10 protein-coding genes are annotated in these 12,349 nt (G+C 41.2%); 1 reads left to right on the forward strand and 9 read right to left on the reverse strand.

Going from position 1 to position 12,349, the window contains the following annotated elements; genetic code table 11:
- Window positions 1-12: 12 nt before the first annotated feature.
- The 6 genes from C3V44_RS10335 to C3V44_RS10365 all read right to left on the reverse strand — a co-directional run bounded on the left by C3V44_RS10335 (window position 13) and on the right by C3V44_RS10365 (window position 6,086).
- Window positions 13-975, reverse strand: coding sequence for a type I phosphomannose isomerase catalytic subunit (locus C3V44_RS10335; RefSeq protein ID WP_106096408.1), 963 nt, complete (start codon window positions 973-975; stop codon window positions 13-15).
- A gap of 80 nt (window positions 976-1,055) precedes the next feature.
- The gene (locus tag C3V44_RS10340) at window positions 1,056-1,880 is read right to left on the reverse strand and encodes an alpha/beta hydrolase (protein WP_106096409.1); all 825 of its coding nucleotides are present in this window, start codon (window positions 1,878-1,880) and stop codon (window positions 1,056-1,058) included.
- A gap of 51 nt (window positions 1,881-1,931) precedes the next feature.
- A complete protein-coding gene (locus C3V44_RS10345; protein WP_106096410.1) occupies window positions 1,932-2,654 on the reverse strand; it encodes a nitroreductase family protein in 723 nt (240 codons plus the stop codon).
- Between the two features lie 427 nt (window positions 2,655-3,081).
- Window positions 3,082-4,203, reverse strand: a complete 1,122-nt coding sequence (gene dnaJ / locus C3V44_RS10350; RefSeq protein WP_002673730.1) for a molecular chaperone DnaJ — start codon at window positions 4,201-4,203, stop codon at window positions 3,082-3,084.
- Window positions 4,204-4,213: 10 nt separating this feature from the next.
- On the reverse strand, window positions 4,214-4,774 hold the full coding sequence (locus C3V44_RS10355) for a nucleotide exchange factor GrpE (RefSeq protein WP_009416985.1): 561 nt from the start codon (window positions 4,772-4,774) through the stop codon (window positions 4,214-4,216).
- A gap of 580 nt (window positions 4,775-5,354) precedes the next feature.
- Window positions 5,355-6,086: an RNA methyltransferase gene (locus C3V44_RS10365; RefSeq protein WP_106096411.1), complete on the reverse strand. Its 732-nt coding sequence runs from the start codon at window positions 6,084-6,086 to the stop codon at window positions 5,355-5,357.
- 40 nt (window positions 6,087-6,126) lie between these two features.
- Between C3V44_RS10365 and C3V44_RS10370 the strand changes: the two genes are divergently transcribed.
- Complete coding sequence (locus tag C3V44_RS10370) at window positions 6,127-8,703, forward strand: BamA/TamA family outer membrane protein (protein ID WP_106096412.1); 2,577 nt, start codon at window positions 6,127-6,129, stop codon at window positions 8,701-8,703.
- 69 nt (window positions 8,704-8,772) lie between these two features.
- Here C3V44_RS10370 and C3V44_RS10375 read toward each other — a convergent pair whose 3' ends face one another.
- Genes C3V44_RS10375 through C3V44_RS10385 form a run of 3 tightly spaced genes read right to left on the reverse strand, consistent with a single transcriptional unit; the run spans window position 8,773 to window position 12,294 of the window.
- Entirely contained in the window at window positions 8,773-10,440 is a 1,668-nt protein-coding gene (locus tag C3V44_RS10375; protein WP_106096413.1) for a formate--tetrahydrofolate ligase, read from the reverse strand.
- Window positions 10,441-10,486: 46 nt separating this feature from the next.
- Complete coding sequence (locus C3V44_RS10380; protein ID WP_053581841.1) at window positions 10,487-11,098, reverse strand: hypothetical protein; 612 nt, start codon at window positions 11,096-11,098, stop codon at window positions 10,487-10,489.
- A gap of 41 nt (window positions 11,099-11,139) precedes the next feature.
- Entirely contained in the window at window positions 11,140-12,294 is a 1,155-nt protein-coding gene (locus tag C3V44_RS10385; RefSeq protein ID WP_106096414.1) for a lactonase family protein, read from the reverse strand.
- Window positions 12,295-12,349 lie beyond the last annotated feature (55 nt).

Raw genomic sequence — 12,349 nt, forward strand, 5'->3', positions numbered from 1 at the left:
GTTTTTAGTTGTCTAAATATATACTTCCAATAAATCCATTCCTTTGGTTTTTACCTCTAATTTGTGGCAAGAAGCAGGTAAAAGCACTGTTTCACCTTGTTTGATAGGTAATTCGGTAGTACCATCACCGATGGTTCCTTTGCCTTTTACGCACATATAGATATGGAAAGAATCGTCTTGTGAAAGTTGTTTTTCATAATCGGCGGTAAGCGGTAGCAAATTGGTAATAAAATAAGGACAATTCACCACTTTGTTTACCGTGTTAGAGTCTTTGGTATAAGCCACTTTAAAGTCGTCTTTTTTCTCGTAGTCGATAGCATCGAGAGCGAGTTCAGTGTGGAGTTCGCGCAGGTTACCATTTTTATCGCGACGGTTGAAATCGTACACACGGTAGGTGATGTCGCTGGTTTGTTGTATTTCGGCAATGATAATTCCCTTACCTATGGCGTGCACTTTACCCGTGTTGATAAAGAAAGTATCGCCATCTTTTACTTTTTCGTAGTTGAGAATATCGGTGAGAGTACCACTATTGAGATGCTGTTGATACTCCTCTTTGGTTACTGTTTTGTTGAAGCCTACAATCAGTTCAGCTCCTGCATCGGCGTGAAGCACATACCACATTTCGGTTTTACCAAAAGAGTTGTGGCGTTCTTTTGCCAATTTATCATTGGGGTGCACTTGTATAGAGAGGTCTTCGCGTGCATCTATAAACTTAATAAGGATAGGGAAATCGTGACCAAAACGCTCGTGCACGTGTTTGCCTAATAGTTCATTAGGGTATAAATTGATGAGTTCTTGCAGACTTTTACCTTCGTACTGACCATTGGCTACTACCGAGATATCGCCAGGTACGCCTGATACTTCCCAGCTTTCGCCTGTAATATCGCTTTCAATAGGTTTGTTGAATAATGTTTTTAGTTTAGTACCTCCCCAAAGGCGTTCTTTGAGGATAGGTTTAAATTTTATTGGATACATTTTTATTAAGGTTGTTAGTTAAAGTGCAAAGATACGAATATTTTTTTAATTAGCCAATCAGTTGTTAGCACATTTACTAATCATTTTAAGTTTTTCAGCATAAATTGTGTCATCATCTCTGCTGCTTGCGCTTCTTTCGACGTAAACAAATGGTCTCCCTTTTCAATGAGACTTACTTTACAATGTTTATAGAAATAAGGCAGATTTTCACTGTAAGTATAAGAGAGCATTCTATCGCCCGTACCGTGAATTACCAATACATTGCCTTTATATGCTCTCGCTTTCTGAATGAGTTTGCACCGTTGTGCTGAGAGGATATAGTCCTTCCCCACAGTTACCTTCCCTCCAAAAAAGGAAAGCTCCTCAGGTACATTCAATGGGTCGAAAGTGGCATCGAATAGTACCCCTTGTGATAGTATGTCGTGAATTGTAGAAGCAGGTGCTAACAAGCCTAATGCTTTAACGTTTTTCTTCCCTAATTCTGCACTCAAAAGCATCGCTATAGCCCCTCCTTGCGAGTGTCCTATCAAGCCTATCTTACCTACGAAAGGGAGTCTTTTAGTAAATGCCATTATGCGCCGTGCATCTTCTAACTCATTATCTAACGACATTTTCTTAAAATCTCCTTCACTTTCGCCGTGTGCGTTAAAGTCAAAGCGTACTGAGGCAATACCGTGTGCCGCTAAGCTATCTGCCAAAGTAGCATATAGCTTTTTGTCTTTATTGCTAGTCAGTGCGTGAAAGATAATCACAGTAGGGATTTTCTGAGACTTTTTCACAGTATCAGGAGTGGTTACCACTCCGCGAAGTGTTCCTACAGCTCCCTGAATAGTTACAGGCTCTGTTTTGGCATTTACCAAGTTAATAGTAACTAAAAAAGTAAAAATTATGTTCCTAAGTTTCATATATTTGAATTATTAAACAGTTATTAGTATCTAATCATTATTCATTAACCATTAATCATTATGTCTGTACACTTCCTCAAACGGCAATCTAAACCTTTCGCCCCAGATACCGCGCTGTTCACGAAGTCCACAAGTAATCACCATATTCACTTCTGCTCCGCAAGGCAAGTGTAACAACTTCTTAATGCGTCTGCTATCGTAACCCTCTAACGGACACGTATCGTAACCCTCCTCTGCCATTGCCAGCATAAAGGTCTGCGCTACGAGTCCACAGCTTTTGTGTACACTTACGCGAATATCGCCTTCCGAGAGCTGTTGCATCATAGGTCGAAACCAACTGGTAACCACCCCAAACGCTTTGCGGAAGAGCCCTAGTAGCCCAAAAAATCTACTATACACAAAAGGCATCAGCTTACTGTAATACCCCTCTTTATCCTTAATACGCTTGGCTTGCCTTTCGGGCGGACTGTTCCGCTGTACATTGCCACGTTCAAACTCCAAGATAGCACGAGCGTGGGTGCGGTGTTTGTCTTGACGAGTAACGAATACCACCATTTGTTGTGCCGTGGTAGCCGTACGCTGGTCGAGGCAGGCGTGTGCTAATTTCTCTAACAAAGCCTTATCAGTAATGTGGTATAGCTCGTACAACTGCATATTAGAGCTGGTAGGTGCCAATGTGGCGAGTTTAAGACATTCGCGCACCTTCTCCTCACTTATGGGTGTAGGCGCATAATAACGCACCGCTCTCCTAAAGTTCAATATATCTTTTAACATAGTTCGTTAGTTTTTAGTCATCGTAAGGGCGAAAGGCAATTCGCTCACATAATTAGTTCGCCAAAGACAAACCCTTCTGAATCGTTCACCCTGCCCAATTTGACTCTATTACTAAAATACAAAAGTACAACTTTTCCTCAATATAAACAATAGTAATATTTCTTTCATATCATTTCACATACATACTATCTATTACTGTCTTTGCCTTTTCTCTTTTACCTCCTTTTCTCAACTCCTCCGATATTCTCCGAAAGTACGCAACCAAACGCCTCCCCATTTCACTAGGCACAGCCTTGATTTTGCTTAAATTTTGTTTAATTTCTGAGGCACAGCCTCATTCCTCTAACTCAGGTTTCCACCTTTTACCTAACAAAAAAGAGACCACCTTCTTGGTAGTCTCTCTTTGTTTATTAAGTAAAATAATAACCTATGAAAACATTTCTTTTACTTTCTCAAAAAACGATTTCTCGTTCTTGTCGGGTTTAGGAGCAAAGTTCTCGTCTTCTTGCATTTCCTTAAAGAAGGCTTTTTGCTTGTCGGTGAGCTTTTTAGGCGTCCATACATTCACGTGAATGATAAGGTCACCGGCACCCCGTCCTTGCAAGTTAGGTACACCTTTACCACGCAAGCGCAATATCTTCCCTGACTGTATTCCCTCGTCTAGTTTAATGCGCACCTTTCCTGTAACCGTTTCAATCTCTTTAGAAGCACCTAAAACTGCTTCAGGAAAACTAATATAAAGGTCGTAATGCAAGTTGTCGCCTTCGCGTTTTAAGGTTTCGTGTTCTTGTTCTTCGATGAGCACAAGCAAATCACCCGCTACACCATTCTTCGTAGGTGCTTCATTACCCTTGTTGTTTATCTTTAACTGAATACCATCTATCACTCCTGCAGGAATTGTGATAGGGATAGTCTCTTCTATGGTTTTTAATCCTTGCGAATCGCTGTCAGCACCACGTTTGTCAATCACTTCGCCCGAGCCTCCACAAGCAGTACAAGTGGTAGCCGTTTGCATTACGCCTAGCATCGTATTCATTTGGCGTACTACCTGTCCACGTCCGTGACAAGTAGGACAAGTTTTATAGGTAGTATCTTCAGCTTTTACCTTACGGCGTACTTTTACTTTCTTCTCAGTGCCTTTTACAATATCTTCAAGCGTAACTTTCACCCGTATACGCAAGTTTTCTCCTTTTACGTACACTTGTTGCTGACCGCTTCCTCCTCCGAAACCACTAAAACCACTAAAGCCCGAGAAATGCCCACCAAAAATATCTCCAAACTGACTGAATATATCGTCCATCGAGAAGCCTCCGCCTCCCATACCTCCTTCAAAGGCAGCGTGACCAAAGCGGTCGTACTGGGCGCGTTTGTTATCATCGCTGAGCACTTCATAGGCTTCGGCAGCCAATTTAAAGTTCTCTTCAGCTTGTTTGTCACCAGGGTTCTTGTCTGGGTGATATTTCAAGGCTTGCTTCCGATATGCTTTTTTTATTTCAGCAGCGGTAGCCGTTCTCTGTACTTCTAATATTTCGTAGTAATCTTTCTTCATTCCTTCCTCCTTATTGTGCTACTACTACTTTGGGGAAACGTATTACTTTATCGCCTAATTTGTAGCCTGTTTGCACAACATCTACAATTTTGCCTTTGTCTTCAGGAGTAGGAGCAGGAATTTGGGTAACTGCATCGTGATGTTCACTGTCAAAAGTGTCGTTAGGGGCAACTTCTATTTTCTCTAATCCTTTTGATTTGAGAGTGTTTATTAGTTTATTATAGATGAGTTCCACCCCTTTAAGAGTATGTTCATCAGCCGATTTAGCCAATTCTACCAAAGCACGGTCAAAATCGTCTATTATAGGTAACAAGGCTGACAAAATGTCTTGTCCAGCAGTTTTAAAGAGCTCTGCACGTTCCTTCGCAGTGCGCTTCTTATAGTTTTCGAACTCAGCAAACAAACGCAAAAACTTGTCCTTCTCTTTTGCAAGAAGGTCTTCTGAAGTTTCTTTAACGGGCTCTTCGGGCTCTTCAACAGAAGTAGGTTCTTCAACTTCTTCCGAAGGAGTGTTATCAGTTGCCTCTTGTTCAAGTTCTAAGTCATCGTTTTTAATATCTTCGGTAATCATAATGATTCATTTTTAGTTTATTTCGTTAGTAGGTAGCAAATAATTTGCCAAAGACTAAAAAGGTGACAATTTGACAGAAGCCCCCCAATGAGCCTCTCCTCATTCCCCTTTTGAAGGTAGCCAGCGATAGCTGGGTATGTGTAAAGGGGGAGATTTCTTTCGCTTCCCCGCCACACTCCCTCCTAGTGCCTATGGTCTAAGGCCTAGTGCCTATTCCTCTTTCTTTCGCCTCGAAACCCTGTTTTTAACATTTTTAGCGTTGTTCTATCATAGTATTAATCAATAACTTACATACCCTTTCTATACCAATCGTCCAAGATTCGTATAAGCTTCCTATAAGCTCTCTATAAGCTAACCCCACCCATCTTACACCCCTTTTTCTTCAAAATTACTCTCAACTCTCTTCTGAAATCTTCCGTTTCCTTCCGAATCCTCCAACCCCTTCTCTGACCTGTCCGACCCGTCAGAAAAGACCGACCCGTCCATTTCCCTTGGCATTATTGGCATTTCTGGTTTTTCTGGTATTATTGGCATTATTGGCATTATTGGCATTTACCCCATTTTCTAATTCTCTCATTTTCTAATTATCCAATTTTCTTACCTGGCTCACCACTATCGCTCCCGCCATTGCCACATTTAAACTTTCCGTCTGTTGCAGTTTGCCAAAACGCGGAATGGTGATAATGCCATCAGCCAAGGCGCGTACTTCGAGGCTAATACCGTTAGCTTCGTTGCCTAAGATTAGCACACAATCTTCGGGAAATTCGGTAGTGTAGAGGTTCTCACCGTCCAAATCCATTGCGTATAAAGGTAGTGTACAAGTTGCCAAGAAACCTGCTAAATCCACGTAATGCACGGCAACCCTTGTGAGAGAACCCATAGTGGCTTGCACTACTTTCGGGTTGTAGCAATCCACCGTTTGGCTATTGCAGATAAGCGTTTCGATACCAAACCAATCGCAGAGGCGGATAAGCGTACCCAAATTACCAGGGTCTTGCACATTGTCTAAGGCGAGGATTACACCCTCTTGCAAGATGCCCTTATGTTGGCGTTGGTGGAAAATCGCCAAGCCCTCATCGGGATTTTTGAGGCTACTCACCTTCCGCAGTTCCTCTTTGCTCACTAAGGTAATAGGCTGACCGTTCAGCGCTGTGGCAAACACTTCGGTAGCGATAAGTAACTCTAAACGGTAACCCGCTTGCAGAAATTCCACAATGCTCTTTTTACCCTCTACTATAAAGAGATTCAGCTCATTGCGGTATTTCTTCTGTTGTAATTTCTGAATTAATTTTACTTGATTTTTGCTAAGCATAAAATAATTGTGTATTTTTGAGCCCTAAAAACAAAAACTTGTGAGAAAATCTCTTTCCCAACTAAGCGTTATCAGTCTGTTATTCGTGTTAGCCATTGCTCTCTTTTCGTGCGATGCTACCAAGCGTGTCCCTAACGACCGCCATTTGCTCCGTGAAAACCTCGTATATGTGAATGGTACTAAGACCGACGATGCAAAGATAAACAATTTTGTATTACAAAAGCCCAATTCGTATGTTTTAGGAATGCCTATCAGTCTATATATCTATAATTTAGGAAACCCTAATGCCGAAAAGGATTTTGTCCAATGGCTCGATACACACCCTCGTTGGCATAGGTTTTTAGATGGTTTTCTCTCTAAAAAACAAGTAGGTCGCTTACAGAAGTCGTTTTTCGTTTCAGGCATCGATCACCAGTTGCAGAAGATAGGCGAAGCCCCATCGGTTTTAGATACAGCACGCGTACACAAATCCACCAAGCAGTTGGGAGCTTATTTCAGAAGTATAGGCTATTTCAATAACAAAGTAACTGATAGCATCTTCATTCTCCCTAATGAAGAAAAACAACAAGCCAAAGTGGGCTATTATATCACTACCGGCGAGCGCTATTATATCGATAGCTTAAAGACCCATATCACTTCTCCTGAAATAGATTCAGTTTACCAACAAAACAAGGCAAAAACGTTTTTAAAATCAGGAGCCCCTTACCAGCTTACCGATTTTAGCAATGAACGTTCACGCCTCTACGAGCTCTTTCGCAACAACGGTTTTTATACCTTTCAGCAAAGCTCCATCAACTTCCAAATCGAGCGCGATACGGTTACAACTCAAAAAGACAACAAACTGCAAGTAACTACTGATATAGGCGACCTTATAGAACGCGATGGTGATGTAATTACCGCCAGGAAGTATAAGATGCACTACATCAATAAAGTACGTCTATATACCGATTACGACAACAAGGTAGATAAGAGCTCTTTAGATTCTTTGGAGTATCGCAATATGATTATTTATTACAAGGACAAGTTGCGTTATCGTCCACGGGTGTTGTATCACGCTACAAGCCTCAAAAAAGGACAAATCTACTCCGATTTAGAGCGCGGAAATACCTACCGACAGTTCAACAACCTACGCGTCTTCCGCTACCCAAATATGGACTTCAAATACGCTACCAATGACACCTTGCAAAACAAACTCGATGCGAATATCTACCTTTCGTCCTTAGATAAGTTTTCATTGCGACTTACCAATGAGGTAAAGCGTTCTGAGATTGAGGCGATAGGTTTTGGGGTAGGAACATCGTTTGCAGCACGCAATGTCTTTCGTGGAGCAGAAACCTTAGAACTGAACTTGCAAGGTACTTTTGCCTCGCAACCTACGCTTAAAGATACACGCTTTTTCAATACCTCAGAAGTCAGTGGCGATATACGTTTCATCTTTCCTTCTATCGTTTTCCCGCTGAATACGCGCAAGCTCATCCCTTATTATATGACCCCACAAACTATCTTGCAAACGGGTATGAGCTACCAAACAAATATAGGGCTCGACAAACGTACCACTTCGGGTTTGTTGCGCTATGTATGGAATCCGCGTAAGCAGAAGAACAAAGTCATTTTCGATTTGATAAACGTACAATACGTAAACAATATCAACCCAGGTAATTTCTTCAATATTTACCAAAGTACTTATGAAAGGCTGAACGATATTGCCAAAAAATACAGTTTAGGTAGCCGATATGTAGACGACAAAGGCAATCTTACCCCTACTGAGGGGACTTTTAACTTTATAAATGATGTATTCGAAAGGAATTTGGTAGTTCAAGGTGAAGATATTTTGCCTATATATGCTATTTCTGAACGCTATCGTCGTATTACAAATAATGACTTTATTGTATCAAGTAGTTTTACTTATATCATCAATAGCAAATCACAGTTTTTTGAACGCAATTTCTCACAATTGCGTTTCAAGATAGAAGGAGCGGGGAGTTTGCTCAATGCTTTGACAGCTACTTACAAAGTGGTCAATACCGAAGGGAGTACTAAGAATAAGATTTTTGGGGTAGAATACGCTCAATATGCCAAAGCTGAAGTCGATTTTATCAAGCACTTCCCCATAGCCAAACAGAGTTCATTAGCATTCCGTTCCTTCTTAGGGATAGCTATCCCTTATGGTAACTCCGATAATATTCCGTTTTCACAAAGCTACTTTGCCGGAGGTACTACCGATAACCGTGGTTTTAAAGCCTATCGTTTAGGACCTGGTTCAAGTGGTTCAATTTTAGATTACAACGAAGCCAATATGAAGATTACGCTCAATCTCGAATATCGTTTCCCTATCTTAGGGGCACTCAAAGGTGCCCTCTTCACCGATGTGGGAAATATCTGGAACGTAGCCGATAATACTCGTTTTGATGAATATAAGTTTAAAGACCTTTCTTCATTAAAAGATGTGGGGTTAAGTACCGGATTTGGGTTGCGTTACGACTTCAACTTCTTTGTAATTCGCCTCGATATGGGTATACCTACATATGACCCTGCCCAAGAAATGAGCAACCGATGGATAAAGAAATTCAGAATTAAAGAAACCGTGTTCAACTTCGGTATCAACTATCCGTTTTAAGTGTAAACCTATTTCAGGATATGACGCGTCATCTCTTTCTTTTACCTTTTACCTTTTATCTTTTACCTATTAAGAGAGTCCCGTGATAACTCCCTCGTCATCTATATCCATACCTTCGGCGGCAGGCACACTGGGGAGTCCCGGCATACGCACAGTATCGCCTAAGATTGGGATTACAAAGCCCGCCCCTGAGGCAAACTCAAACTCTCGCACGGTTACCTCAAAATCGGTAGGACGAGCGAGTTTCTTCTCGTCATCACTAAGCGATTTAGGTGTCTTCACTATACAAATAGGCATTTTATCAAAGCCTAATGTTTTGATTTGCTTCAACTGACTTACGGCTTTGCTGTTGTAATTCACTTTGCTCGCTCCGTAAATCTTAGTAGCTACTGCTGTTATTTTTTCTTCTATACTCGCTTCATTGCTGTATAGCGGACTAAAATGACTCTCACCACTTTGGGCTATAGCCACGACAGCGCGAGCAAGTTCCTCGGTACCTTTACCTCCTTCACTAAACCCTTTACTTACAATCGCTTCTACCCCTTTTTGAGCACATACTTCTTTTACATAGGCTATCTCTTCTTCACTATCGTTAGGGAAATAGTTAATCGCTACTACTGCTTTGAGACCAAAAAGTTGCACATTCTCAATGTGTTTTTCCAAATTAGCAATACCGAGTTTCACTTTTTGCAAGGAAGGAGTATTGTACTCTTCTTTTTTAGCCCCTCCGTGATGACGCAAGGCGCGAATCGTTGCTACAATCACCACTGCATCGGGAGCTAATCCTGCTGAAGTACATTTGATATTGAGGAATTTCTCAGCCCCAAGGTCAGCGCCAAAACCTGCTTCGGTAATCACGTAGTCACCCAACGATAGTCCCATTTTGGTAGCCAATACAGTGTTCGTGCCTTGTGCAATGCTAGCAAACGGGCCTCCGTGCAAGATAGCAGGATTGTTTTCAAGCGTTTGCACAAGGTTAGGCTTGATGGCTTCTTTGAGCAAAAGCGCCATTGCCCCTACCACCTTCAAGTCGCGGGCAAATACAGGGGTGCCGTCAAATTTCTTGCCTACATAGATGTTACCAATGCGCCTTTTTAGGTCAGAAAAACTTTCGGCAAGACATAGTATTGCCATAATCTCAGAAGCAGGAGTGATGTTAAAACCGTCTTCGCGAGGTACTCCGTGAGTAGCACCGCCTAAACCTACCACTATATGGCGTAGTGCACGGTCGTTCATATCCATTACGCGTTTCCAAACTACGGTGCGAGGGTCGATGCCTATAGAGTGGGTTTTGCTCTGGATATTATTATCAATGACAGCCGCCAATAGGTTGTTAGCCTTCTCAATAGCCGAAAAGTCGCCTGTAAAATGCAAGTTGATCTCCTCCATAGGTACCACTTGTGAGTATCCTCCACCTGCTGCCCCTCCTTTGATACCAAAAACAGGCCCTAACGACGGTTCACGCAATACGGCAATCGCTTTTTTGCCTATTTTGTTAAGCCCTTCCGTCAGACCAATGCTCACCGTGGTCTTGCCCTCACCAGCAGGGGTAGGGGTAATAGCCGTAACGAGCACCAACTTACTGTTTTTCATCTTCTCAGTATTGATGAGGTGCAATGGTAATTTCGCCTTGTATTTTCCATAAGGATCGAGGTCACCCTCACTGATGTTTAATTTTTTAGCTACCTCTCTGATAGGGAGCATCTGTGCCTTTTGGGCGATTTCTAAGTCGGTCATAAACAATGAACAATTGAGAATAATTAATAATTTTGTGGAATAGAACTTATTTTATTGGCAATTCTTTGGTAAATTGCAAAAGATGTTGTACTTTTGTACCCGGAGATGAGTTAAAGTCATAGACTCGCTGGGCTAATAACCCAGAAGCGTTATCGGGCGTGTTGAGTAAGGATTTTAACTCATCTTCTATTATTTTTTCTTCTGACTTAACGCTATTATACATACTTTTTAGCCGTAATTTATTATTTTTACTACCAAATACTTCGATAATTACAACTGTATTATCTTCATTCTTTTTCAAAAACAAATAAGTTTCAGCTTGATGTTTTTCTATATACCCTAATGAAATAAGTTTATCAGGTTTATCCAAAACATCTACCATAAGAGCAATATCTGTATCTGTAAGAGGCTTCCCTTGTTGTGGTGCCTTTTCATTTTCACCATAATGTCTATCAAAAATATGTTTTAGTTCTGAAGGGTTAACAGATACATAAGCTATGTTATACCTAAACTGAATATCTGATATTGATTGTAACACCACCATAGCATCTGGTGTAAGTTCTGCAATAAGGTAGTCTTTAGAAATTATCTTGTTTTGTTTTACACTGTCAAATAAATACATTATAAAGTCTTTGACTTTATCTTTTAAAGATTTCATTTTTTTGGTTTGTTTAATTTTGTGTGACAAAAGTACTGATTTTAGTTCAATTTTGCAAACGCCACACAAGTAGGTTTATCTACACTGATATTAAGCGACGTATCGGTGAGCTTACCAGTTGCTTCGTCACGCCGAAACACTTGTATCTTATTATCATCTCGGCAAGCTACTAAAAGAAATTTACCATTGGGAGTAATCGCAAAATTGCGAGGGTGAATACCTGTGAATTGGTATCCTACTTTCGTGAGAGTACCCTTCTCAGGGTCGATAGCAAAGATAGCAATGCCGTCTTTCTTTAATCTGTGTGAGGTATATAAAAAACGCCCATCCGGACTGATGTGTATATCGGCACTGCCTCGTCCGCCGCCTTCATCAGCCATTAAGCGTTGCACTTCTTTCAGTTTACCCTTGTGATAGCCCAGCACTACACACTCTCCGCCCAATTCGCCTATCAAATAAGCAAAACGTCCATCTTTACTAAACGTAAGATGACGAGGTCCTTGTCCGTCGCTCACCTCATAAGCTACTCGCTGAGCGGTGAGTACCTCAGCGTTTTTACGTGCTTTCTTGTTGTAACGAAAGCGATACACGCGGTCGTTGCCCAAATCAGTTGCTAATATATACTTTTTATCAGGGGTGGGAATAATGCAGTGGATATGTGCCACGCGCTTAGGTGTCTTTCCTACAAAAGCAATATGTTGTGTCTCTGCTTTTAATTTACCTTTTGCATCCAGCGGGAAAACACTGATGTCGCCCCCTGTATAATTAGCCGTAATTACATAGTTACCGTCAGTAACAATATGACAAGGGTCAGCACCCGCCTGTTTCGGTTCTTCCTTAGAATTCTCCTTAGGGACGGTGGATTGAAAAATGGGATAACTTAAATGCGCTTTATCTTGACTCAAATCAAACGAATAAGCTCCTTGTCGCCCGTCGTTATATTCGCTTACTGCGTACAGATGTTTTCCATCGGGCGATAACGTCAAGAAAGAAGGATTGGCAGCAGTAGCACTGCTCAGCAGTTCGAAAGTTCCATTCTCCTGATTAAAACGATAGGTATAAATACCTTTAGAATTGCCTCCTTCGGTATAAGTGCCTACAAACATCGTCAAGTTATTAGGTTTTTCGCCTTGTGCAAATATATGAAAGGCAAACATCGATAATACCAAAGAAAGAACAGTTTGTAATTTCAGCATAACTTTTAATAATTAAAAATTGAACAATTTTGCCCCAAAGATATGAATTAATTAT

Origin of the sequence: Capnocytophaga sp. oral taxon 864 (assembly GCF_002998835.1) — a bacterium.
Taxonomy (GTDB): domain Bacteria; phylum Bacteroidota; class Bacteroidia; order Flavobacteriales; family Flavobacteriaceae; genus Capnocytophaga; species Capnocytophaga ochracea.

What these genes read in the sequence shown, in the direction of transcription:
- C3V44_RS10335 (WP_106096408.1), bottom strand. Translation starts at nt 975, where the DNA reads ATGTATCCAATAAAATTTAAACCTATCCTCAAAGAACGCCTTTGGGGA.
- C3V44_RS10340 (WP_106096409.1), bottom strand. Translation starts at nt 1,880, where the DNA reads ATGAAACTTAGGAACATAATTTTTACTTTTTTAGTTACTATTAACTTG.
- C3V44_RS10345 (WP_106096410.1), bottom strand. Translation starts at nt 2,654, where the DNA reads ATGTTAAAAGATATATTGAACTTTAGGAGAGCGGTGCGTTATTATGCG.
- C3V44_RS10375 (WP_106096413.1), bottom strand. Translation starts at nt 10,440, where the DNA reads ATGACCGACTTAGAAATCGCCCAAAAGGCACAGATGCTCCCTATCAGA.
- C3V44_RS10365 (WP_106096411.1), bottom strand. Translation starts at nt 6,086, where the DNA reads ATGCTTAGCAAAAATCAAGTAAAATTAATTCAGAAATTACAACAGAAG.
- dnaJ (WP_002673730.1), bottom strand. Translation starts at nt 4,203, where the DNA reads ATGAAGAAAGATTACTACGAAATATTAGAAGTACAGAGAACGGCTACC.
- C3V44_RS10380 (WP_053581841.1), bottom strand. Translation starts at nt 11,098, where the DNA reads ATGAAATCTTTAAAAGATAAAGTCAAAGACTTTATAATGTATTTATTT.
- C3V44_RS10355 (WP_009416985.1), bottom strand. Translation starts at nt 4,774, where the DNA reads ATGATTACCGAAGATATTAAAAACGATGACTTAGAACTTGAACAAGAG.
- C3V44_RS10385 (WP_106096414.1), bottom strand. Translation starts at nt 12,294, where the DNA reads ATGCTGAAATTACAAACTGTTCTTTCTTTGGTATTATCGATGTTTGCC.